Origin of the sequence: Pseudoalteromonas sp. Bsw20308 (assembly GCF_000310105.2) — a bacterium.
Lineage (GTDB): Bacteria > Pseudomonadota > Gammaproteobacteria > Enterobacterales > Alteromonadaceae > Pseudoalteromonas > Pseudoalteromonas fuliginea.
The window spans coordinates 2,939,116-2,962,679 of the sequence record NZ_CP013138.1; the positions used below are offsets into that span (position 1 = coordinate 2,939,116).

Annotated in this window: 19 protein-coding genes; 13 read left to right on the forward strand and 6 right to left on the reverse strand. The window is 39.5% G+C overall.

Annotation, left to right across the window (positions count from 1 at the left end; translation table 11 throughout):
- Positions 1-44: 44 nt before the first annotated feature.
- The 3 genes from D172_RS12920 to fadI all read right to left on the reverse strand — a co-directional run bounded on the left by D172_RS12920 (position 45) and on the right by fadI (position 5,229).
- Positions 45-1,166: a 4-phosphoerythronate dehydrogenase gene (locus D172_RS12920; RefSeq protein ID WP_007377759.1), complete on the reverse strand. Its 1,122-nt coding sequence runs from the start codon at positions 1,164-1,166 to the stop codon at positions 45-47.
- A 506-nt stretch (positions 1,167-1,672) separates the two neighbouring features.
- On the reverse strand, positions 1,673-3,919 hold the full coding sequence (gene fadJ, locus D172_RS12925; RefSeq protein ID WP_007377760.1) for a fatty acid oxidation complex subunit alpha FadJ: 2,247 nt from the start codon (positions 3,917-3,919) through the stop codon (positions 1,673-1,675).
- Complete coding sequence (fadI, locus tag D172_RS12930) at positions 3,919-5,229, reverse strand: acetyl-CoA C-acyltransferase FadI (protein ID WP_007377761.1); 1,311 nt, start codon at positions 5,227-5,229, stop codon at positions 3,919-3,921. Before fadI ends, fadJ begins: the two co-directional genes overlap by 1 nt.
- Before the next feature lie 306 nt (positions 5,230-5,535).
- On the opposite strand from fadI, the gene D172_RS12935 reads away from it, so the two are divergent.
- The 9 genes from D172_RS12935 (at position 5,536) to D172_RS12975 (ending at position 14,839) form a co-directional block, all read left to right on the forward strand.
- Complete coding sequence (locus tag D172_RS12935) at positions 5,536-6,492, forward strand: AAA family ATPase (RefSeq protein WP_007377762.1); 957 nt, start codon at positions 5,536-5,538, stop codon at positions 6,490-6,492.
- Positions 6,493-6,495: 3 nt separating this feature from the next.
- Positions 6,496-7,440 (forward strand): DUF58 domain-containing protein, encoded by a 945-nt coding sequence (locus tag D172_RS12940; RefSeq protein WP_007377763.1) that lies wholly within the window; start codon positions 6,496-6,498, stop codon positions 7,438-7,440.
- 2 nt (positions 7,441-7,442) lie between these two features.
- Positions 7,443-7,877 (forward strand): DUF4381 domain-containing protein, encoded by a 435-nt coding sequence (locus D172_RS12945; RefSeq protein ID WP_004335624.1) that lies wholly within the window; start codon positions 7,443-7,445, stop codon positions 7,875-7,877.
- The gene (locus D172_RS12950; RefSeq protein WP_007377764.1) at positions 7,870-8,856 is read left to right on the forward strand and encodes a vWA domain-containing protein; all 987 of its coding nucleotides are present in this window, start codon (positions 7,870-7,872) and stop codon (positions 8,854-8,856) included. The genes D172_RS12945 and D172_RS12950 overlap by 8 nt, the downstream gene beginning before the upstream one ends.
- Complete coding sequence (locus D172_RS12955; RefSeq protein ID WP_007377765.1) at positions 8,856-10,799, forward strand: VWA domain-containing protein; 1,944 nt, start codon at positions 8,856-8,858, stop codon at positions 10,797-10,799. Before D172_RS12950 ends, D172_RS12955 begins: the two co-directional genes overlap by 1 nt.
- A complete protein-coding gene (locus D172_RS12960; RefSeq protein ID WP_007377766.1) occupies positions 10,793-12,451 on the forward strand; it encodes a BatD family protein in 1,659 nt (552 codons plus the stop codon). The genes D172_RS12955 and D172_RS12960 overlap by 7 nt, the downstream gene beginning before the upstream one ends.
- A gap of 60 nt (positions 12,452-12,511) precedes the next feature.
- Entirely contained in the window at positions 12,512-13,069 is a 558-nt protein-coding gene (locus tag D172_RS12965; protein WP_007377767.1) for a sigma-70 family RNA polymerase sigma factor, read from the forward strand.
- Positions 13,069-13,821 carry a DUF3379 family protein gene (locus tag D172_RS12970; protein ID WP_007377768.1) on the forward strand — a complete coding sequence of 251 codons (753 nt, stop codon included), beginning with the start codon at positions 13,069-13,071 and terminating at the stop codon, positions 13,819-13,821. The genes D172_RS12965 and D172_RS12970 overlap by 1 nt, the downstream gene beginning before the upstream one ends.
- 163 nt (positions 13,822-13,984) lie before the next feature.
- A complete protein-coding gene (locus D172_RS12975; protein ID WP_007377769.1) occupies positions 13,985-14,839 on the forward strand; it encodes a Tim44 domain-containing protein in 855 nt (284 codons plus the stop codon).
- A 46-nt stretch (positions 14,840-14,885) separates the two neighbouring features.
- On the opposite strand, the gene ggt is transcribed toward D172_RS12975, so the two are convergent.
- Positions 14,886-16,559, reverse strand: a complete 1,674-nt coding sequence (ggt, locus tag D172_RS12980; protein ID WP_007377770.1) for a gamma-glutamyltransferase — start codon at positions 16,557-16,559, stop codon at positions 14,886-14,888.
- Between the two features lie 92 nt (positions 16,560-16,651).
- Positions 16,652-17,194 (reverse strand): GNAT family N-acetyltransferase, encoded by a 543-nt coding sequence (locus tag D172_RS12985; protein ID WP_007377771.1) that lies wholly within the window; start codon positions 17,192-17,194, stop codon positions 16,652-16,654.
- Positions 17,195-17,245: 51 nt separating this feature from the next.
- Here D172_RS12985 and D172_RS12990 point away from each other — a divergent pair, with 51 nt between their 5' ends.
- Complete coding sequence (locus D172_RS12990; protein ID WP_007377772.1) at positions 17,246-17,611, forward strand: hypothetical protein; 366 nt, start codon at positions 17,246-17,248, stop codon at positions 17,609-17,611.
- Positions 17,612-17,685: 74 nt separating this feature from the next.
- Here the strand turns inward: D172_RS12990 and D172_RS12995 are convergent, their stop codons facing one another.
- A complete protein-coding gene (locus tag D172_RS12995) occupies positions 17,686-19,908 on the reverse strand; it encodes a TonB-dependent receptor (protein ID WP_007377773.1) in 2,223 nt (740 codons plus the stop codon).
- 571 nt (positions 19,909-20,479) lie between these two features.
- Between D172_RS12995 and D172_RS13000 the strand changes: the two genes are divergently transcribed.
- The 3 genes from D172_RS13000 to D172_RS13010 all read left to right on the forward strand — a co-directional run bounded on the left by D172_RS13000 (position 20,480) and on the right by D172_RS13010 (position 23,556).
- A complete protein-coding gene (locus D172_RS13000; RefSeq protein WP_007377774.1) occupies positions 20,480-21,607 on the forward strand; it encodes a porin in 1,128 nt (375 codons plus the stop codon).
- Positions 21,608-21,619: 12 nt separating this feature from the next.
- Entirely contained in the window at positions 21,620-22,027 is a 408-nt protein-coding gene (locus tag D172_RS13005; RefSeq protein WP_033015656.1) for a phosphate ABC transporter substrate-binding protein, read from the forward strand.
- Between the two features lie 383 nt (positions 22,028-22,410).
- Positions 22,411-23,556, forward strand: a complete 1,146-nt coding sequence (locus D172_RS13010) for a porin (protein ID WP_007377776.1) — start codon at positions 22,411-22,413, stop codon at positions 23,554-23,556.
- Positions 23,557-23,564: the final 8 nt, after the last annotated feature.

Below are 23,564 nucleotides of genomic sequence, written 5' to 3' on the forward strand. Positions count from 1 at the left end.
CTTCCTCTATAAACGACATTAAAACAACATCGTTAGTTAAATAACTATTTAGCTATGGTAAAACCAAGTTGACTAAGTGCAGCTAGTTGTGAGCTATCACCTTGTACCGACAAGGTGCTAAATTCTCGTCTTACCGGATAGCTTTTTCGTAAACTATCAAAACCATCACTTTCTAAGTGGCGAAGTAAAATACCATCATCACGGCGAACGTCGTAAATTAAATGCACTAAACGGGCAACATCCTGCTCATTAAAGTTTGACGTAATAACCGATTGTGTAATAGCTGGAGTAGGTAAAAAATCATTCAACGATTTACTCGCATCGACACTTTTCAGTTCACACAGTTTTTGATACAGCATTTGTGTACCACGAGCTTTGCCTTCAAGCGTATGACCCGCAATATGCACACTGGCGTAGCGAACATGTTCTAGTAATTCAGTTAAAATATTGGGCTCTTTTTCCCATACATCAAGCACTAAATCCAGATCAGCTCCCGCTTCCATTACCTCAAGCAACGCTTGGTTATCAATTACATCGCCTCGGCTTGCATTAATCAGCGTAAGCCCTGGCTTAAGTGCTTTTAATCGCTCTTTACCCATCATGTGCAGCGTTTTATGCTCGCCACTTTTAACAAGGGGAACGTGAAAAGTAACAACATCTGATTTTGCTAATAACTCATCAAGCGCTATATGATCTTGTAGTAAGCCTTGTTCGTGCTTAATTGGATCGCATAACAGTACATCAACATCTAGTGCTTTTAATTTTTCAGCTAAACACGTACCAATGTTACCCACCCCGACTATACCAATTGTTTGACCACACAATGGGCGCGCATTCTCTTGGCTTAATGCAAATAAGCTACTAATTACATATTCAGCTACCGCAACGGCATTACAACCAGGCGCGCTAGTAAAAGCGATATCTCTATCATGCAGTAATTGCGTATCAATATGGTCAATGCCAATTGTGGCTGTACCCACAAAGCTAAGCTTATTAGCTTGTGACAACAGCTCATAATTAACATTGGTCACTGAACGAGTAAGGAGTACATCTACATCAATTAATTGTTCAGGGGTTAATTTACGACCATCAAAACGCTCAACCTCACCAAAGTCTGCAAAGTACTGCTCAACTAAAGGCATATTTTGATCGGCAAGAATTTTCATTACAGAGTCCGTTTGGCAATTAAGAGGCGCTATTGTAGCGAACAACCTAGCCTTTACACAAACTAAAAAGCGAGGGCTTGTTGACCTTTCAGGATTAAAATTTGCTCGTTCTAGGGGCAATTTAATTGCGGCATGAGGTTGTAACTTAGTGGGCTAAGTAAAAATCGAGCAAAGCTTCCGCCCCTTACCTACACCCATTTAGGCAACAAAGAGTAAATTTCCCCTAGGGCGAAAGCAAGGACTGTGTATGTTTAACCTCGAAAAATAAACAGGATCTAGTCAGTCCATTTTTGAAAAAAATCAACTTTAAAGGATCATATTAAGCTTTTGGATTACCGGTCAATTTAGAGAGGATTTATCACAGTATTATATTTTTAACCTGTGAGCTTAATAATGACACCGCTGTATATTTAATTTCTAAAGATAAATATATGTTGAAGTAACTCCCTAAAAAAAATGCAGCTCATCTAAACGAGCTGCATTTAATCAAAAGTAACTTTGAAGGATTACTTTATTATTTTATCTTCGTTTACTTCAACAACCTCAGGCGAGGCTTCTGTAGCATCTTCTTGCGTAACTTCAACGTCCGCTTTAACCGCAATCGCTGCATCCACAGTTGCTTGCTCACCAGCTATATCGGCTTGTAAAACAGTGTAAAAAGTAGCACTAGAGCTTGCCATTGTTACCAGTGATTCACATGGTGCAAAGTTAGCATCGCTGTTAGCTAATGTAGACATATCAGAGCTTATTTTACTTGCGCCTAATTTATCCATATAGCTAAACGGGCCACCTAAAAATGGTGGAAAACCAATACCAAATATTGCACCAATGTCGCCATCACGTGGGCTGGCAATAATGCCATCATCTAAACAGCGTACTGCTTCGTTAAGCATTTGCGATACACAACGCTTAGCAATTTCGCTCTTGTTTAAACGTGGAGCCGGGGTAACACCCAATAGTTCGTAAACTGACTCATCAACCTTTTTGCCTTTTTTATCGTATTCATAAAAACCACGACCCGATTTACGGCCAAGGCGTTTTGAATCAATCATACGCACAAATGCATCAGGGCCTTTAAAACGCTCGCCTAATTCTTTTTCAAGAATTGGGGCAATTTTAGAGCCAATATCAATACCTACTTCATCAAGTAGAGCCAGCGGTCCTACCGGAAAACCAAACTCAACAAGCGCTGCATCAATCTTTTCAATTGGCTCACCCGCAAGCATCAAATTAGCAGCTTCGTTTAAGTAAGGCGCTAAAATACGGTTTACGTAAAAACCGGCCATGTCTTTTACAACAATTGGCGTTTTACCTTGCTTACGTGCAAAGTTAACAACGCGGGCAATGGTCTCTTGAGATGTACCTTCGTGTGGAATGATTTCCACTAATGGCATTTTTTCCACTGGTGAAAAGTAATGCAAGCCAATTACATTTTCAGGACGTGCTGCCTGCGCTGCAATTTGCGATATTGGTAATGATGACGTGTTACTTGCAAAAATTGTATTTGCTTGGCATTGCTGCTCTACGTCTGCAACCATACCTTGCTTAAGTGCAAGATCTTCAAACACCGCTTCTATTACTAAATCAATGTGTTTAAAGCCACTGTAGTCAGTTGTACCTGTAATACGATTCATCGTTAACTGCACATCAGCTTTAGATATAATACGACGCTTAAGACGCTTATCTAAAATTTTGTAGGTGTAGCTCATTGCATTACTAATGCCCTGCTCTGCTACATCTTTAATACGTACCGGTACTTTAGCTTTAACTGCACTTACGTGCGCAATACCTGCGCCCATTAGTCCACCACCTAAAACAGCCGTTTTACTGATTGCGGGTGCGTCATCATTGCGCCACTCTTTTTTCATTTCAGTGGTTGCAAAGAAAATACCGCGAAGCGCTTTAGATTCGTCACTCATTACAAGTGTTGCAAAGCTTTCAGCTTCTGTTTTATACGCTTTTAGCTCATCAAGCTCTACACTAGCACGCACTGCTTTAATAATAGCGAGTGGTGCTGGGTAGTGCCCGCCCGTTTTTTTAAGTACGTTTTCTTTGGCTTTTTTAAAGATAAAGTTACGACCAAACGGGTTTGACTCTAATAATTTACTAATATTGTCGAGCTTTGGCTCTTTTGCTTGTGGCTTTTTCTTAGTCGCAAATTCTTTTGCAACTTTTAACAGCACACTGTGCGGTACGCAATCATCAAGCACGCCTGCTTTTTTAGCTTGCTTAGGGCGAATTTGTTTACCTGTTAGCATCCACTCTAGTGCTTTTTGAATACCAACAATTTTAGTTAAACGCTGCGTGCCGCCGCCACCTGGTAGTAAACCAAGTTGCACTTCTGGTAAGCCAATTTTTGTTAAATCGCTGTCGGTACCAACACGGTAATCACACGCTAAAGCAAATTCTAAACCACCACCTAATGCAGCGCCATGAATCGCACTTACTGTAGTGTATGGCAGTTTTGTCATATCAAAAAAAGCTTGATGGCATAGTTCGCTAATCGCTAGCGCATCTTCACGCTTTTGAACGCTATCGAGCATTTTTACATCGGCGCCCGCGATAAAGTTATCGCTTTTCCCGCTTATAAATACCATGCCTTTTACATTTTGCGACTTAGCGTCTTCTAGTAACGCTTTTAAATCATCGGCAAAACTGCTGCGCAGGGTATTCATTTTCTCCCCTGGCACATCAATAGTTACTACGGCAATTTTGTTTTCATCTACCGCTAAATTAAATACTGAATCTGTCATTACGCGCTCTCCAATACAAAGGCTGCACCTAAACCACCAGCAGCACACGCTGTTGTTAATGCTAAACCGCCACCATGACGTTTAAGCTCGTGTAAGCTTTGCGTAATTAAGCGCGCACCTGTCGCTGCAAATGGGTGACCATATGCTAAAGAGCCGCCGTTAACGTTAAACTTATCCATGTTAATTTCGCCAATTGCTTTGCTGCGACCTAAATGCTCTTGTGCAAATTTGTCTGAAGCAAACATTTTCATATTGGCAAGTGTTTGCGATGCAAACGCTTCGTGCATTTCAATTAAATCTAAATCAGCAAGCGTAATACCCGCTCTATCTAGTGCAATAGGCGTTGAATGAGCTGGGCCCATTAACATGTCTTTTTCTACACCAATTGCCGAAAATGCAAAGCTACGTACGTAACCTAGTATTTCATAGCCTAGTGCTTTTGCTTTGCTTTCGCTCATCATAAGTACGGCCGCTGCACCATCAGTTAATGGTGTTGCATTTGCGGCGGTAACAGTACCGTGCTGACGGTCAAAAACAGGTTTAAGCTTGGCGTAACCTTCAACCGTTGAGTTTTTACGAATGTTGTTATCTTCTGAAATAAAGCTTTTATATGGCGGTAAATGCGCCGTCATTACTTCGTCTTTTAACTTACCATCAGCCCATGCTTGCGTTGCAAGTGAGTGAGAACGATGCGCTAATGCATCTTGATCTTCACGGCTAATATTATGTGTTTTAGCCATTTGCTCAGCAGTTTGCCCCATTGAAAGGCCTGTTGAATACTCTGCTACAGCAGGTGGCACTGGTAATAAGTCTTTTAAACGCAGTTTTGAAAATATTTTTAAGCGTTGACCAAGCGTACGCGCTTTATTTAAATCAACTAAGCTGCCTGCTAGCTTTTTACTAACACCAATTGGCAGTACTGATGACGAGTCTGCGCCGCCTGCAATACCTACACTTACAGATCCCGCCATAATAGACTCAGCTACATTAGCAATAGCCTGAAAGCTGGTAGCACATGCGCGCGATACAGAATATGCATCAACCGATACCGGCATACCTGTGCCCAATACAATTTCACGTGCAATATTTGGCGCTTCTGGCATTTGTACTACTTGACCAAATACAAGTTGATCAATTTCTGACTTATTGAAATTTAATCGTTCAAGCATTTCGTTAACCACCAATTTACCCATATCAAGTGCTGGTACATGGTGAAACGCTGTTGCTTGTTTTGCAAAAGGTGTACGTAAGCCGCTAACGATGGCAATACGGTCGCCCTTTGGTGTTTTTAGTATGTTTTGCTCAGACATTTATGCTCTCCCGCTGACAGGTCTGACCTGTTTGTTTTCCTCGATTCTAAACAACCCGTGCCCTAAAGCCAATAGATAAACACAAATTTATATAAACAGTGTTTAATTACGATTATCACAATAGGCTTTTTTAGACGCATTTACAAAGTTTTGTGGTACGCTAAAAATCGTTAAGAAATAACGAACTATTTTAAAAAATACAGTCTAACCCTTGAGTTACTCAATTATAAACCTTATAAATAGGTCAGTATTTATCACCTAGCACTATTAGGTACAAACCCAGCTGACGAGGACAGTCCACTTATTATGGCAGCTAACGCATTTTCACAATTAAAAACGTACTTAGATACACAAATCATTGGCCAGCCAGAGCTTACACAAGCGCTACTTATTGCTATTTTAGCTGATGGTCACTTATTAGTAGAAGGCCCTCCTGGGCTTGCAAAAACACGTGCAGTTAATGCACTTGCTAAAGGCATTGAAGGCTCATTTCAGCGCGTACAGTTTACGCCAGATTTATTACCGGCTGATGTTACAGGTACCGACATTTACCGCCAACAAACTAGCGAGTTTGTATTTGAAAAAGGCCCTCTTTTTCATAACCTTATTTTAGCTGACGAAATTAACCGTGCACCAGCCAAAGTACAATCAGCACTATTAGAAGCCATGGCAGAGCGACAAGTTACCGTGGGTAAAAATACATATCCGCTTAGCGAACTGTTTTTAGTTATGGCAACGCAAAACCCGCTAGAGCAAGAAGGGACTTACCCGTTACCAGAAGCCCAGCTGGATCGCTTTTTACTGCACCTAAGTATTGACTACCCTGGCGCAGAGCATGAGCTTGATATACTGCGTTTAACACGCGGCGAAGCGCTTAATGAACAACAACCAGTAATGCAAAAAATTAGTCAAAGCGATTTATTTGCAGCGCGTAAAGAAATATTAGGCCTTTATTTAGCAGAGCCACTTGAGCAATATTTAGTACAACTTATTATTGCTACCCGTGAAGGCGCTAAATTAGACGCGCAACTAGGTAGCTGGATTGAGTTTGGTGCAAGCCCGCGTGCAACAATAGCACTTGATAAATGTGCTCGTGCTCATGCATGGCTTCAAGGTCGCGACTTTGTAGCACCTGATGATATTCAAGCTGTTGTGCATAATGTACTGCGTCATCGCATTATTTTAAGTTACGAAGCCCAAGCCGATGGCATTACTAAAGATCAAGTAATAAGCCGTATAGTTGAACTTGTAGCCGTACCATAAGTTATGCAAAAACAATTAGAAACCCAAGCATGGCTCAAACAGAGCCATAGCCACGGTGTTAATTTAGCACTCAAAGAGCTGATGTATTACAAAGCCAAAGCGCAATTGCTTGAACTTGCCCCTAAGGTAAAAATAAAAAACACCTTAACAGGGCAATACCTTGCACCGCACAAAGGCCGAGGAATGGAATTTGCCGAAGTGCGACATTATCAGCAAGGTGACGATATTCGCTCTATTGATTGGCGAGTTACTGCGCGTACCGGCGAGACTCACACAAAGCTCTTTCAAGAAGAAAAAGAGCGCCCTGTGTTTGTATTTACTGATTTTTCAAACTCAATGCTGTTTGGCTCAAAGTTACTGTTAAAGTCGGTGCAAGCTGCGCATATAAGCGCCCTTGTTGCATGGTCGGCGTGTCAGCGCGGCGATAGAATTGGCGGTATTGTGTTTAATCAGCACTCGCATTTAGAGCTAAAACCCAGCGCCCGTGAAAAAGCAGTGCTTAAGCTTTGCCATAATTTATGCGATAACCACCAGCAAGCGCTTAACAATATTGATAAAACAGCCCCTAACAACTTTAGCGATAACCTAAAGCGCCTTAATCATTTAGCAAAACCAGGTAGCTTAGTGTATTTAGTGTCTGATTTTAATGCTCTGGATGATGCCAGCTTTAAGCAACTCGAAATATTAAGCCGCCACTGCGAGCTGATTGGTTGCCACATAAGCGATCCATTTGAGCATCAGTTACCTGCGTTTAAGCAAGCAGTTACTGTTAATGCAAATGGTCAGGACTTTGCCCTACCATTAATGGATAACAGCTTTAGAGAACGCTTTGCTAAAAATGCTGAGCAAGCATTTAGCGCGCGCTTTAATCGCCTAACTAAATCGGGTCTTAATTTAATATCATTCAATGCAGCAACACCGCTTGAGCTGCAATTAGTGAGAAAATAACCATGCAAACCAATCCACTCGATGGCCTGCACGATATAATAGCGCCAAGCCAAGTTAATTGGTGGCCACTCGCCCCTGCTTGGTGGGTTATTATTGCACTGCTGTTTTTAGCACTGTGCGCAGCTATTTATATATTTTATAAAAAACATAAATTTAAAAAGCCTAAACGCTACGCAATACAATTGAGCCAAAGTGAGCAAAACCCTCAGCAACTGCATATTATTTTAAAACGTTTAGTGATTGAATATTACGACAAGCGACTTGCTGCGCAATCTACCTCTAAATGGTGCACCACACTTAATACACTCACCGGTTTAAGCTTTACAGAACAAGAAATACTAAGCTTGTATAACCCCAGCCAAAAAGATACAACACTGTGCGAAAAATTTCGCCAAGGTATTAAGCAATTTAAAATAAAGGAGTCAGTAAATGTTTGAATTTAGCTGGCCATGGTTATTTTTATTACTGCCCTTGCCTTTATTACTTTTACTATTAAAACCCGCTGCAAGTAATGCCAGTACGCGTTTACGTATACCCAGTTTTGCAAAGCACAATTTAACCAGCCAAAGCATCGAGCCACACGCACGACGTTTAAATCCCCTCGAGTGGGTAATTTGGTTATTACTTGTTACTGCCGCTGCCAATCCAACATGGTTAGATGAGCCAATCTCATTACCAAATGAAGGACGCGATATAATGTTAGCGGTCGATTTATCGGGCTCGATGACCGAACAAGACATGGCTTATAATGGCCAATATGTTGACCGCCTTACCATGGTAAAAGCTGTACTCAGTGATTTTATAGAACAGCGTCAAGGCGACAGGCTTGGGCTGATATTATTTGGCGACACCGCGTTTTTACAAACCCCGCTCACCCGCGACGTTAAAACAGTAAGTAAAATGCTCAGCGAAGCGCAAATTGGTTTAGTGGGGCGCGCAACAGCCATTGGTGATGCATTGGGTCTTTCGGTAAAACGCTTTGCCAATAAAGATGAAAGTAACCGAATTGTGGTGCTATTAACCGACGGACAAAATACCGCTGGTAATTTAAACCCAGAAGATGCACTACTGCTAGCTCGCGAAGAAGGTATTAAAGTGTACACCATTGGCGTTGGCTCAGATAATCCGCGCGGCTTTAGCCTCTTTAATATGGGTGGCTCTAGTGGCAGTAATTTAGATGAAAGCTTACTTAAAAAGATTGCCGAGCAAACTGGCGGATTATACTTTAGAGCCAAAGATGTAGCAGGCCTTCAACAAATTTACGCAGAGCTTGATAAACTTGAACCTATTAGCGCTGATGAACAAACATTTCGCCCACAAAGCTCATTATTTTACTACCCGTTACTTATCGCTATTTTACTTATTAGCTTAAAAGTAATGCTTAGTACACTGCGTGCATTAAAGGAGCCAAACTAATGGATTTTGAATTTATTCGCCCCGCTCTTTTATGGTTACTCATACCTGCTGTGGCATTATTTTTTGTCGCCTTAATTAAGCATAAAAAAACGACTAGTGAGCAGCTAATTGCACCGCATTTAGCACAATTTATAATGAGCGAAGCAAACACTAAAGCCAGCCAGCCACTTTGGTTAGTTGCTTTGTTTTGCAGCCTTGGCATTTTATTTAGTGCTGGGCCTAGCTTTGAGAAAAAACAAGTTCCTGTATTTCAAAGTAAAAGTGCCCGTGTAATTGTTATGGATATGTCGTACTCAATGTACAGCACTGATATTTTACCAAATCGTTTAATGCAATCACGCTTTAAAGCGCTTGATATGATTGAGCTATTTAAAGAAGGTGATACCGCGCTTGTAGCTTACGCAGGCACGGCCTATATAATATCGCCACTAACAAACGACGCCACAACACTTAGTAATTTAATTCCAAGCTTAAGCCCTGAAATAATGCCAGACAAAGGCTCAAACGTTTTAGCCGGTCTTGATATGGCCAAAGAGCTATTAACGCAAGCGGGTTATATTGATGGCGACATTATTTTAGTGACTGACGGTATTGACCAACAAGAACAAAGCGACGTAAGTAGCTTTACCAGTAACACCCAATATAGATTAAATATATACGGTGTAGGTACCGCTCAAGGCGCACCAATTAAGTTACCTGAAGGCGGCTTTTTGAAAGACAGATACGGCCAAATCGTAGTACCTACAATTAATGCCTCTCAGCTTAAAAATTTAGCATCAAGCAGCGGTGGTAAATTTGCTAGTTACCAACCTAGCAATAACGACATAAATACGTTTGCCCCAAATGCGCAGAGTGAATTATTGAAAGACGAAAAACAAAGCCATGCGCTTTGGCGAATAGATGCAGGTATTTACGGACTCTTGTTATTACTGCCATTTGGTTTGTATTTATTTAGACGCGCTGCCTTGTTAGGCGTATTTTTAGCTTTTGGTTTTTTACCGCAGCAAAATGCGTATGCCGTAGAGCTCCCTACTCTTTTGCAAAATGCAGATCAACGTGCATTAGAGGCTTACAATAATAAAGAATACGATGCAGCAACGCAGGCGCAATCGAGTGAGTTAAAAGGCGCGGCACTTTACCAGCAAGGTAATTTTGATGCTGCACTTAATGAGTTTAGTAATGATAAGTCGGCTACCGGTTTATACAACTACGGTAATGCCCTTGCCAAAGCTGGCAAATTTGAGGACGCAATTGAGGCGTACAAACAAGCCCAAACCTTACAAGATGACTTTACGCAAGCAGCCGATAACCAAGCCTTAGTTGAGCAATTACTAAATCAACAAGAGCAACAAAACCAGCAAGATCAGCAAAGCGACGGCGACGACTCTCAAGACCAAGATGATAGTCAGAAAAAAGATGAGCAAAACCAAGGGCAAAATTCTGAACAGTCAAAACAGGATCAGCAACAAAATGGTGATAAAAGCGATTCTGAAAAAGGCGAAAACGAAAGTCAAAGCCCGAGCGATGAAAAATCAGATAAAGAATCAGATAAAGAGTCTGAACAATCAAAAGATCAACAAGGTGAGCCTGGCGAGCAATCAGATAAGCAAAATGAACCTGATATGCAAGCCCAGCCACAAAGCGAACAAGGGCAAAATAAAGACGCTGACCAGCCTAAAGAGGATGAGCAGCAACAAAGTAAGCCACAAGCAATGAGTGAGCAACCCGCCACTGATGAGCAAAAACAAAGTGCTCAGCAACAAGCGATGCAAGCCCAAGCAAGTGAGCTCACTAATGAAGAAAAAGAAAAAGCACAACAGCTTAATCAACTACTTAGAAAAGTCCCGGACGATCCGGCTATTTTATTACGGAATAAAATGCAATTAGAAGCCCAAAAAAGACAATATAAACGTCGCCTTACAGGAGTCGAAAAATCATGGTAATGCGATTATTTTGCTGTTTATTGCTATTAAGTGCGATGCCTTCGTGGGCTGCCACCAAATTAGAAGCCAGCGTAGATAAAAACCCTGTATTAGCGGGTGAATTTTTTATGCTTAATATATCGGTAGACGATACAGTTAAAGGCGAGCAACCAGACACCTCATCGCTGTTTAAAGACTTTGTTGTAGGCCCGACGAGCTTGAGCTCTCGTACCAACATTATTAATGGCAGCATTAATAAACAAACTACGTGGTCGGTCAAATTAATGACTCGCACAGAGGGTGATTACACGATTCCGGCATTTAGCGTTGCAGGGCTAACCTCAGAGCCTATTAAATTAAAAGTGGCAAAACGCTCAGTTGATGCAGATAAAAATAACGAAATATTTTTAAAAACGTCGCTCTCGAGTAATTCATTATTTGTGCAAGAAGCCGGTGTTTACACTGTTAAGCTCTACCTTGCCAAAGAACTGCTTGATGGCAGCTTAAGCACACCAAGTATGGAAGACGCTCAGCTTACTCAATTAGGTAAACAAACCGAGAGTTATGAGTTGGTTGATGGCAAGCGCTACCTTGTTATTACTCGTGAGTATTTAATTCAGCCACAAAAAAGTGGTGCCTACACGATTGCAGGCCCTGCTTTTCAAGGGCGAGTACAACAAAATTACCGCCAATTAGAAGTATCCGCTCTTGGCGACGACCAGCAAATAGAAATCAAGCCAATTCCGAGTGATTATAAGGGAACGTGGTTACCAAGCGAGTTGGTTAATCTAGACGAAGAATGGCAACCTAACGATAACACCGTAGAAGTCGGGACGCCTATAACACGTACTATTACACTTACCGCGCTTGGTGTTACAAAAGAGCAATTACCTGAAATCTCTATGCCTACCATTGATGGCATACGCAGCTACCCTGATAAAAAAGAAAATAACAATGCAGTACGTGACGGACGTGTTGTATCGCAGCAAACTGCATCGTATGCATTACTGCCGCAAAAACCAGGTACTTACACTTTACCTGAAATACAGCTGCCTTGGTTTAATACTAAAATGAACCGTATTAGCGTAGCTACATTACCCAAGCGTACTATAACTGTTACACCTAGTAGTACAGCTATTAGCCCAACAACTAACAGTAATCAACAAACTATCGATACGCTAACATCTTCGCCAAATAATAATGTAGATGCTACACAGTTAGAATCAATGCAAGTACAAAAAAATATACCATTGTGGCTTATTGCTGTTGCGATATTAGGTTATGTTTTATGGATTGTGACTGTAATTTTTTATTGGTTTAACCGTTCTACTAGCAATACCACTAAGAAAGTACAATCAACTGCGGATATAATTAACCAACCAAGCTTAAAAAAGCTGGTTGCGGTAGCGAAATCAAACGATAATAAAGTGTTTTATAATGAGCTTAATAATTATGCTGTTCTGGTTACGAATAAAAATGTGGGCGCAATTGATGAACTATGCTGCATTGTAAACAATAGTGAGTTAAATAACTATATTATGCAATTGCAGGCACAGCTTTACAGTAACAGAACTACAAACTGTGATCTTAATGCTATTATTAAAATTCTTGAGAACTATCAAACTCAAGCATCTAAATCACAACGTACTGTATTAAAAGACCTTTATCACTAAAAACAATATACGCAGGTCTTTTTTGCAATAAATAATAATTTTAAAATTAAAAAAGTGCTTATGCTTGGAAAGAAAAAATCAAACAATCAGGTCTTAATCGATATGGCAGAGAAACAAAAGCGCTATGAAGCCTTGGTCCACGTTTACAATAAAGAGCTTTATCGCTTTGCTTATTGGTTATGTCGTGATCCGCACATAGCAGATGATCTAGTGCAAGAAACGTTTTTACGCGCTTGGCGTTCACTCGATTCTTTACTTGATCAAAAGGCAGCTAAACCCTGGCTGCTTACTATATTACGAAGAGAAAACGCACGCCGATTTGAACGTAAACAGTTTGATTACAGCGACGTAGAAAACGATACACTTGTTGATGAAACCAGCCACTCATTAGATGATGAAATGGAACAAACGGTTATTCAACGCCAGATTGCACTGCTATCTGATGAATACCGAGAGCCGTTATTACTGCAAGTTGTAATGGGCTGCTCTGGTGAAGAGATTGCGGACATACTTAATTTAAATAAAAACACGGTAATGACCCGTTTATACCGTGCCCGAAATCAACTTAAAGAGGCTTTAAGCCGTGATGATGAACAACTTAAAGGGGCATCAAAATAATGGATGAACTTGAGTTTCGTCGCCGCACTATTGCGCAGCCAAACGACATTGACAAGGAGCTTATGGAGTTTGCTGACAGTAATCCTGAGCGACAAAGTTTTATTAACGATATGAAAAATTTTGATAAATTTATTCAAGATTCTTTAGATATACCTGTGCCTGAAAACCTTGCAGATCGCATTCTTTTAAATACATCGTTAAAAGAAAAAGCACTACAAGAAGAACAAGCAACAGGCAAAAACGTGGTTGATGCCCGCTCGCGTTTTAAGTTTGATCGCGTGCATCTTTCGTTAGCAGCGTCTTTTGTAGTGGCTATTAGTGCCTTCTTTTTTAGTACAGAGCAAAATATTGCACACGAAGCGGGTGAACATGCACTAGCTCATGTGTACTACGAAATTAATGCGCTTGATAAAAAAGCTCCTATTAGCTTGCAAAGTGTTAACGATAAATTAGCTGTTTTAGGCGGTCATATTGATGAACTTCCTGGTGCAGTCACTTACGCTATGTTTTGTGATTTTAAAGGCGAAAAAGGCCTGCATTTAATATTTGAATCTGACTTTGGCCCTATGACCGTATTTATAGTACCTTCTGAAAATCAATCATTTGGATTTGGTGATGATGATTTTAAAGATGAGCGCTTTGAAGGCCATATCAACCGAGGTTCACAAGCTGATACTATTTTAGTGGCAAGTGTTGGAGCACCTTTAAATACTTATAACGAACGCGTTACAGGCGCCATTCGTTGGCTTTAAAAAAACAAATTTACCGCTTAGTTTCTACTGAGCGGTTTTTTTATTAAATACCCTCTAATAAATTCCCCCTTTTATACCTAAAAACTCTGATTTTTAAACTAATTAATTAAATTCCTCATGAAAGTAAATTATAATCGCGGCTCGATTAAAATTAAGGAATTTCATGAAGAATATCATCGTTATTTTTTCACTATTGGCATTGTTATGTACTGCCAGTTTTGATGCACACGCACGTAAAAAATTTGGCAGCAGTAAACGCGGAAAAACGCCTGCAACACAACAAACAGCGCAAAAACAAAAAGCTGATACAACAACCCCAACGGCTGCCCCCAAAGCTAAATCAAATAAAAAAGGCATTATGGCAGGCGTTTTAGGTGGCCTTTTAGCGGGTGGCTTAATTGCAGCAATGCTAGGCGACAATTTTGAAGGTTTTCAGCTATTAGAAATGATTTTATTAGCTGGCGGGCTCTTTATTTTATTTAAGCTAGTAACGGGCTTTTTACGTGCTAATCGCGCCCCACAACTTGCCAGTGCAGGTACAAGTGCTCAGCAAAATGCTTTTAAACAAGCACCTATCGAGCAACCAACAAGTACAGGCTTTGCAAGCAGCGCCCCACAAGGTGAAAGTGTGCCTTTTAATTTACCACCTAACTTTGACGTTAATGGCTTTTTGCAAGATGCCCGTAGTCATTACCATACGCTACAAACTGCATGGAACAGTGCCGATTACACCACAATGGCTGAATACTTAGCCCCTGCACTTGTTGCCGAGTTTAAAGCTGAACGTGAAGCTATACAAAGCGTAGAAACAGAAGTGATGTTTATTGATGCCGAACTTGTGCGCGCAGATACAAACGCGCAATCGTGGCAGGTTAGTGTTCGCTTTAAAGGTAAGTACCGTGATTTAGGCGATAAAAAAGAAGAGCCTATTTTAGAAATTTGGCACTTAGAGCGTCTAATTTCAGACGACGCTCCATGGCTAATAGTGGGTGTTGAAGATTTAATTGATACTCAATAATTTTGTATTGTTTAAAACACCGCGCTCTTAACGCGGTGTTTTTTATTTAAAAAACAATCGATTTTCCACGTCCTGATGCTTCAGAAGCGGCATCTAATTGACCCTCTTTATTAATAATAACGTGTAAGTCACCAAAGTGATTCTCATCTATGGTGTAGCCCATTTTTGTAAGCTCTGCTTTTACGCTATCGGTTAAACCTATGTGTGTTCTAATTATATTTTTAGGCCATAGTTGATGATGAAAACGAGGGCTATTTACAACCTGCTCTGCAGTCATATCAAACTCTACCGCATTTAAAATAGATTCGTACACAGAGCTAATAATTGTTGTGCCACCAGGCGAGCCTGTCACCATTTTAACGGTGTTGTCTTTAAGGAGTATTGTAGGCGTCATAGAGCTAAGCATACGCTTGTGCGGCTGAATTTCGTTAGCTTTACCGCCTATTGCACCAAACACATTCATAACGCCTGGTTTGGCACTAAAGTCGTCCATTTCATCATTTAAAATAAACCCTGCACCTTCAACAACCACACCGCTACCAAACCCTAAGTTTATTGTGGTGGTATTTGCGACAGCGTTACCCATTTTATCAACGATTGAAAAGTGCGTAGTTTGCTCACTTTCTTTAAGGCCCGGTTTAATATTTTCAGTAGTCGAGATCGCGGTTAACGAAATGCCATCACTGCGCTCTTTGAGGTAGTTAATATTAGTTAATGCGCTCACTGGTACATAAAAAAAGTCAGGATCGCCTAAATGTTCTGCCCTATCTGCAAATACACGTTTACCTATTTCAGAAAGTAAGTGTACATACTGAGTAGAGTTATGCGCTAAGCCCGCATCTGGTTTTTGTAACTCATACATTTTAAGCCACTGCAAAATAGCAATACCACCTGAACTCGGCGGTGGCGAAGTAAGTACTTCATAACCATTCCAACTCGCTTTAATAGGTGTACGTGATTTAGCGGTGTAACCTTTTAAATCACCTTGATTAATTATACCGCCATGTTGGTGCATAAATTTAGCAATAATATTTGCAGTTTCGCCTTTATAAAACCCATCTTGGCCGTTATCACGGATACGCTTTAGCGTTACCGCTAACTCGGGTTGCTTAAATACTTTATTAGCTTTTACATCAGCAAAGTATTTTTCGAAGTTTACATTTATTTTTTGCTCTTTTAGGTGGGCTATATAATGGCTAACACCTTTTGCTAACTTAGGCGGAACGACAAACCCTTGCTCAGCCAACGTTACAGCAGGCTGTACTAGTGTTTCCCACTTTAAAGTGCCATGCTTTTGATGGGCAAGCCACATACCCGCTACACTGCCAGGTACACCGCTTGCGTGAATGCCATATATTGATTTGTTTGCAATAACGTTACCTTGATCATCTAAATACATATCACGATGAGCCGCTGTTGGCGCTGTTTCGCGATAGTCTATAAAATCGCCCTTGCCATCTTTTTGAATAAGCATAAATCCCCCGCCGCCAATATTGCCGGCTTCAGGAAGCGTTACTGCAAGTACAAATTGTGCCGTTATAGCCGCATCAACAGCATTACCGCCTTGCTCTAATATACTTTTAGCAGCATCGGCACTGAACGAGTCAGGCATTGCGACCGCGCTTTGCGATAAAGGCTGCGCTAAAACACTAAAAGCAGCGAACTGTAAAACCAGCACACTTTTGACGATTAATTTACGTGGTGAAAAAAAAAATCCCATACAACATCCTTAATTTATTATTTTTGTTGCCTATATTAATGCACGTCATTTAAAGACAGGTCAATCTTTATACTATTGATATTTAATCATCTTCAAACGTTTTTTGAATAAAGCACCGCTGGTAAGTCGCCTTGCTCATCTGTATGTGTGTAATTTTTTATAAATTGCAGACCTAACTTTTTCATTATTTTTATAGAGGCTGTATTATCTTTGAGTGCCGTTGCACTTATCGCCTTAACGTCATCTTGTTTTATAAGTTCATCACATAATGCTAAAGCCGCCTCGGTTGCATAACCATGCCCCCAACTTGATTGCTTAAAACGCCAGCCTATTTCAATATCAGCGTAATTTGGTGCATCACTAAAAAAATCCATAGGCCTTATTAATACCCAGCCTATAAATGTATTAGTTTGCCTTATAGTGATACTCCACAGCCCCCAGCCTTTTAGCTCATTTCGATATGCGAGCATACGAGGTACTCCCTCATTTTTTATTTGCTCTAAAGAGGTAGGCACACCTCGCGTTAAATACTGCATTACAGCTGGGTCTTGGTCGAGCTCAAATAATTGAGGCCAATCATGCTCATTCATTAATTTGAAATTTAATCGTTTTGTTACGGGGGCGTTCATTTTCATTGCTGTATAGTCTACCTTGAATTAATTATCAGTCTCTAAAGGAGATAGCACATGAATAAATTAGCAGGTTTAGCTTTATTAGGCACTTTAATTACATTAACTGGTTGTGAAGATGCCAACGAAGTAAAAGAAGATGCAAAAGATAAAAGCGCACAAATGCAAGAAAAGCTTGGTGATGCATGGAACGACGTTAAAGAGACAACTAACGATCTTAAAAATGACGAGTCTTTAAACGAGCTATTAGAGCAAAGTAAAACAATGGGCTTAGACATGTACGACGACGGCAAAGAGATTGCGGTTGACGCATGGGTTAAAAGCAAAGAAGCTGCTGGCGAATTAACTGAAAAAACCAAGCAAAAAGCGCAAGAAATTGCTGACGAAATTGAACTAGCGCGTAAAGAACATAACGAAGGTTAATTTTACCTTCAATAATAAAAAAGGAAAGCCTCGGCTTTCCTTTTTTGTTTTCAATATTTGTTAATACTGACTAATTATAGCTCAAAATCTTTTTTGAATTTCAAACCAAACTCGCTGCGGTCATTACTGCGCATTACACCAACAAAACCTGATTGTTGTAAGCGACCTACATCATAAACTTCATTTAGAACATTCTCGCCGTATAACGTTACTTCCATATCGCCATATGGATTCGTGTACGAAATATTAAAGCCAACCAATTCTCGAGAATCAATCGTTTCACTTTTGTTAAAAACAGATTGACCTTGCATATCACTTCTAAATGAATAATTAGCATTAAGTGCTAACGTTCCGCCATTACTTAAATCCATAAAGTAAGATGGTGCAATCATTACAGTCCAGCGAGGTGTCAGTGCTGGTGAATCACCTTTACCAATACCTTGAACCCCTTCTGATACTTCGGTAATTTCAGAGTCTAAGTAGCCTACCGCACTTCTAATTGTAAAATCATCAGTAATAGCCACTGTTGTTTCAAGCTCAATACCTTGCGCTTTAGATTGACCAGCATTTTCGACAATAGTCACAAACCCACCACCTGAAGTAGGGTCAGAGAACGGTAATGCTAAATCGGTGTAATCAGTCACAAATACCGCAAGCATCATAGACACATTTTCGTGTACTTGACCCTTTAAGCCTATTTCGTAGTTAATCGCTTTTGTTTCATCAAACGATACAAACTGGTCTGGCCCGCCAAATGGACGCGGTGGGAAACCTCCTGTTTGATAGCCTTTTTGAACTTGCCCATAAACATTCATATTATTGCTAAGCTGATAAGAAGCATTAATATCCCACGTAACTGCATCAAAATCTGCACTGACATACTTACGAGTAGGAAATGATGGGAATATAGCATTTGCATCTTTTTCATCTTTTGAATAACGAAGACCACCACCAAGCGTTAAATCGTCAGTTAAATCATAGCTTGCATTGATGTACGCGGCATATGAGTTAGTTTCTTGGTTAATTTCAAAGTCGCCGTAACCACCAAATGATTCCGTTACACCATCATTTAATAAACCATTAGGTGTATTAAATGGGCTAAAAACAAACGGACCTGAACGTGTAAAGCCATCTTCATTAAAGAAGTAAAGACCCGATACAAAGTCCATATTATCGAATGTGGCGTTTAGCTGAACTTCAAAAGAGTACTGATCTGCACCGCCCTCTTCAGGGAATTCAGATAAGTTTAAAGGTGATGCATCATCATCTAGGCCACCTTCATACTCAGATGTACGGTAGCTTGAAATGAATTTAGCAGTATAAGTATCGTTAATTGCCCAATCAGCGGTAAACGATGTACCCCAACCTGAGTAAGACGTAGATTCAATACCAGCAACCGTTGTGCCTAAATCATCTGGGTCTGATGGTATTAAATCTTGAGTCAATAATGGGAAGTCTCCATTAAACACATCGTTTGCATCTAGCGAGTCAGTTAATTCAATTGTGTAAGGCGATTGACCTGATTCGTTATCAACTCCATCTAAAGCAAAAGTGAATGCTAAATCGCTATTCGCTTGCCATTTAAGGGCTACACGACCACTAAATTCTTCTTCCTCACCAATTTCTTTCTCTGGATTTGCTAAATTAACAGCTTCACCAACACCATTACGTGTTTTGTAAGATGCACTCGCAGACATGCTTAGTTCATCGTTTAGTGAGTTATTAAAATAAACATCACCAGCAATACGTCCACGACTTCCCAGCTTAGCTGAAGTAGTTACAATACCTTCATCACCAGGTTGCTTTGTAATTACATTTACAGCGCCACCTAATGTATTACGACCATATAAAGTACCTTGTGGACCACGAAGTACCTCAACACGCTCAACATTAGGTAATGATAAATTAGAACCCATTTGACGGCCTAAATAAACGCCATCTAAGTATACGCCTACACCTGGATCAGTAGTTATTATGTGATCTTGCAGACCAATACCACGAATAAATACAGAGGCATGTGCTGCATTACCAACACCGTAACGGGTGATGTTTAAGTTTGGAACATATTTACCAATATCTGCAAGATTACTCATGTTGGCTTTATCAATTAAGTTGGCACCAATTGATGTGATAGCGGTTGGAGATTCGAACAGACTCTCTGTACGTTTACGCGCTGTTACTTCGATTTTTTCAAATGCATCTTGTTTTGCTGTTGTTTTAGCTTCTTCAGCATGTATTGAGGTCGTCAGTGCAGCAAGAATTGCTATGCTTAGCTGTGAGAGGTTTCGTAGTTTCAAAATATTCTCCAAAGGATACCGTATGATAAGTTATGCGTTTATATTTTGATAATATAAATTTCAGGCATAAAAAAAGACGCTAAATAGCATCTTTCCTCTGGAGGGGTATTATATGGCAGAATTGTGAATAAATGTATAAATTTTTCATAAAACATCTATAAAAGCGACTTATGTTGTTACTTAACCTGAACTCCGGTTAAGAGATTTACTAATATAGTGAACCATGGTGATATTTAAATTTATTTTTTTAGCCCGATATTCTCAATAAAAACAAGGCGAATTTACGCCTCAATAGCTGGCCTGTTGCAAGTAAATTCAACGCAGTTAGCGCTGAAAATAACTATTCGAGATAGATTTATTATCCAGTTATCAAATTAATTAACGCAACCACAGTTCGGGTTTATCTACATAAAGCTTATCAAAAAATTTCGTTATACATTTATAGCCTTCTGACTTAATCTCGTAAAATGATAAAGTTAAACAACAAAATCATTCTGTTAATTAGATAAATTGTTTTTATGCTACTACAATTAAAGTGAATTAACATTTAAACAACAAGTAGGAAACATACATGAATAAGCTATCAGTAGCAGTAGCGGTTTGTTGCGCGCTTGCAACAAACTATGTAAATGCCGAAGTAAGAATTAATGGCTTTGCATCAATTATAGGCGGTAAAAGTCTAGATAGTGAGCAAACTATTTATGGTTATGACGACGACATATCATTTAAAAATGAAAGTGTTTTTGCATTACAATTATCAGCGGATTTACAAGAGAAATTAACAGCCACTGCACAGATTGTTGCTCGTGGTGACAATGATTTTGATGCCGATTTTGAATGGGCATATTTAACATATCAATTAAACGATGAAATACAAATAAGCGCAGGTAAAATGCGAGCTCCATTTTATAAGTACTCTGACTTTTTAGACGTAGGCTATGCATACAGATGGGTACGCCCCCCACAATCAGTATATAGCATTGCTTTTTCAACATATGAAGGATTAAGCTTGCTATATGATACTCAGATGGGTGATTGGGACTCTTCATTACAACTTATTTATGGATCGTATGATGGAAACCTCAACGGCTCTGCTTCTAAAACTATATTAAATGATTTTACTGGTATTAACTGGTCTGTAACACGAGACTGGTTTAGTGCGCGAGTAGCATATTTACAGGCAGAGTCATCTACAGAGCTATCAACCGATAGCTCACTATATGGCTTATTAGCGACATTGAACGAAAATGGTCTTGTCGAGCAAGCAAAAAGTTTAGATATAGATGAAGAAGATGCACGGTTTTACGCTTTAGGCTTTTCTATAGATTATAATGATGTGCTTTTTGATGCTGAATACACTAAGTTAAACCCAGGTGACAGCCTACTACCAGAAGAAACACAATACTATGCATCCATCGGTTATCGAATGGATGAAATAATTGTTCATTTTACTTATGAAGATAATGATGATGCGAATGACTCATCAAGCTATGATCAAATACCAGAGATCCCTGCACTAAACGCTGCAATTAATGGTTCTTTTGATGCATTCAATGCCCAAGATAATGTCTATACAATAGGTGTTCGTTATGATTTTCATCCTTCAGCAGCCTTTAAAATTGACTTCAGCCGATATGAAAATAACATAACAGACACTGAAACTGATGTTGTTGCTGTCGGCGTTGATTTAGTATTTTAATTGGAGCAAATGATGAAAAAAATTATTTTAGCTGGCGTATTTTCATTGTGCTCAATCAGCACCTTTGCAGAAGTAGCCGTTATTATTAATCCGAGCAACGCAAGTAATATTGATGCGGACACAATCAAAAAGATCTACTTAGGAAAAAGTAAGTCATTTGACAATGGAACAAAGGTCAATCCTGTAAATCAAAATGACAATGCAATAGCCGACGAATTTAATGATAAAGTTGTTGGAAAATCGAGTAACCAACTTAATGCATACTGGTCGAAACTTATATTTACAGGCAAAGGAACTCCCCCTGTAAAATTAGATAACGACCAAGCAGTGCTAGATTTTGTCGCAGCAAATGGTGATGCTATAGGTTATGTCGAAAGTGGTAAAGTAAATGATAAAGTCAAGGTCGTTGGAAAGTTTTGAGACTAACCTTATTGTTAAGTGCTTATCCGATATAAAACAGCGTTAGCAATACACATATTTAAAAGATGAATTAACAAAAAATACAAAAATTGTAACTTAGCCTGCTAAGTTACAATTTTTTTTGTCATTGAATGACCTTCCATTTTCAACTAATTAAAACCTCAATAATCCCAACAATATTAATCGTCAATACTTATCCTGTGTCGGGAGTCATATTATCAAGATAGCAAATAATAACAATTCGTATAATTATTATTATCACTTTTAAAAAGAAGCGTTTATATTTTATATAATAATATAAACGTCTCTATTTATTAGATATATTTTAGATAAGTACCTATAATGAAAATGAAATCAACATTTAAATTAAACAGGAAATACATATGAAAAAGCTATCTGTAGCAGTAGCAGTATGTGCAGCTTTAGTATCAAGTTATACAAGTGCTGAAGTACGAATAAATGGATTTGCATCGATTGTTGGCGGAAAAAGCCTCGATAGCGATAGCACATTATATGGGTATGACGACAACATTTCGTTTAAAAACGAAAGTGTGTTTGCGCTGCAGTTATCTGCGGATTTGCAAGATAAGTTAAGCGCAACAGCTCAAATTGTAGCCCGTGGTGATAATGATTTCGACGCGGAGTTTGAGTGGGCATATGTTACTTATGAGTTTTCAGATGAGTTGCAATTAAGCGCAGGTAAAATGCGAGTTCCTTTTTACCGTTATTCTGACTTTATTGATGTAGGCTATGCCTATAGATGGGTTAGGCCTCCACAATCTGTTTACAATATTCCATTTTCAACTTATGAAGGCTTAAGTCTACTCCACAACACTCAATTAGGTGATTGGGATTCAACCCTACAGGTTATTTACGGTGGCTTTGATGGTGAAATTGATGCTGTAAGTGCTAACGATAAAGCCGAGTTAAACAATTTTGCAGGTATAAACTGGACAATGTCTCGCGATTGGTTAAGCCTTCGTGCAGCTTACTTAGTTGCTGAAACCTCTTTTGAGCTTGATTCAAATGACTCAACAGGCGCCGCATTGAACGGCCTGGAAGATATACTTAGAGCAAGTAATTTGACTAGCCTAGCGGATGATATAGCTATTGATGAAGATAATAGCACATTCATTGGTTTAGGTTTTTCAATTGACTACAACGACATTTTATTTGATGCAGAATACACACAGCTTGAAGTTGAGAACAGTATTTTAGCTGAGCAATCTCAATATTATGCATCAGTAGGTTACAGATTAGATGACGTTATTATTCATTTCACCTATGAAGACAATGACGATAAACATGATTCTTCTCGTTTTGATAAAATTCAAGCGATTCCAGGTCTTAATGCCGCAGTGAATGGCGCTTTAGAAGGTGTTCGTGCACAAAGTAATGTTTACACTATTGGTGCTCGATACGACTTCCACCCTTCTGCTGCATTTAAAATTGATTTTAGTCGATTTGAAGATGATATAACAGATACAGAAACTGATGTTATTGCTGTAGGCATAGACCTAGTATTTTAATTGGAGCA

Excerpts from the sequence above, each read along its gene's own strand:
- D172_RS12935 (WP_007377762.1), top strand. The coding sequence starts at position 5,536 with ATGGCAGCTAACGCATTTTCACAATTAAAAACGTACTTAGATACACAA.
- D172_RS12990 (WP_007377772.1), top strand. The coding sequence starts at position 17,246 with ATGAATAAATTAGCAGGTTTAGCTTTATTAGGCACTTTAATTACATTA.
- D172_RS12975 (WP_007377769.1), top strand. The coding sequence starts at position 13,985 with ATGAAGAATATCATCGTTATTTTTTCACTATTGGCATTGTTATGTACT.
- fadI (WP_007377761.1), bottom strand. The coding sequence starts at position 5,229 with ATGTCTGAGCAAAACATACTAAAAACACCAAAGGGCGACCGTATTGCC.
- D172_RS12960 (WP_007377766.1), top strand. The coding sequence starts at position 10,793 with ATGGTAATGCGATTATTTTGCTGTTTATTGCTATTAAGTGCGATGCCT.
- D172_RS13005 (WP_033015656.1), top strand. The coding sequence starts at position 21,620 with ATGAAAAAAATTATTTTAGCTGGCGTATTTTCATTGTGCTCAATCAGC.
- D172_RS12985 (WP_007377771.1), bottom strand. The coding sequence starts at position 17,194 with ATGAAAATGAACGCCCCCGTAACAAAACGATTAAATTTCAAATTAATG.
- D172_RS13010 (WP_007377776.1), top strand. The coding sequence starts at position 22,411 with ATGAAAAAGCTATCTGTAGCAGTAGCAGTATGTGCAGCTTTAGTATCA.
- D172_RS12940 (WP_007377763.1), top strand. The coding sequence starts at position 6,496 with ATGCAAAAACAATTAGAAACCCAAGCATGGCTCAAACAGAGCCATAGC.
- fadJ (WP_007377760.1), bottom strand. The coding sequence starts at position 3,919 with ATGACAGATTCAGTATTTAATTTAGCGGTAGATGAAAACAAAATTGCC.
- D172_RS13000 (WP_007377774.1), top strand. The coding sequence starts at position 20,480 with ATGAATAAGCTATCAGTAGCAGTAGCGGTTTGTTGCGCGCTTGCAACA.
- D172_RS12950 (WP_007377764.1), top strand. The coding sequence starts at position 7,870 with ATGTTTGAATTTAGCTGGCCATGGTTATTTTTATTACTGCCCTTGCCT.
- D172_RS12945 (WP_004335624.1), top strand. The coding sequence starts at position 7,443 with ATGCAAACCAATCCACTCGATGGCCTGCACGATATAATAGCGCCAAGC.
- D172_RS12970 (WP_007377768.1), top strand. The coding sequence starts at position 13,069 with ATGGATGAACTTGAGTTTCGTCGCCGCACTATTGCGCAGCCAAACGAC.
- D172_RS12955 (WP_007377765.1), top strand. The coding sequence starts at position 8,856 with ATGGATTTTGAATTTATTCGCCCCGCTCTTTTATGGTTACTCATACCT.
- ggt (WP_007377770.1), bottom strand. The coding sequence starts at position 16,559 with ATGGGATTTTTTTTTTCACCACGTAAATTAATCGTCAAAAGTGTGCTG.
- D172_RS12965 (WP_007377767.1), top strand. The coding sequence starts at position 12,512 with ATGCTTGGAAAGAAAAAATCAAACAATCAGGTCTTAATCGATATGGCA.
- D172_RS12920 (WP_007377759.1), bottom strand. The coding sequence starts at position 1,166 with ATGAAAATTCTTGCCGATCAAAATATGCCTTTAGTTGAGCAGTACTTT.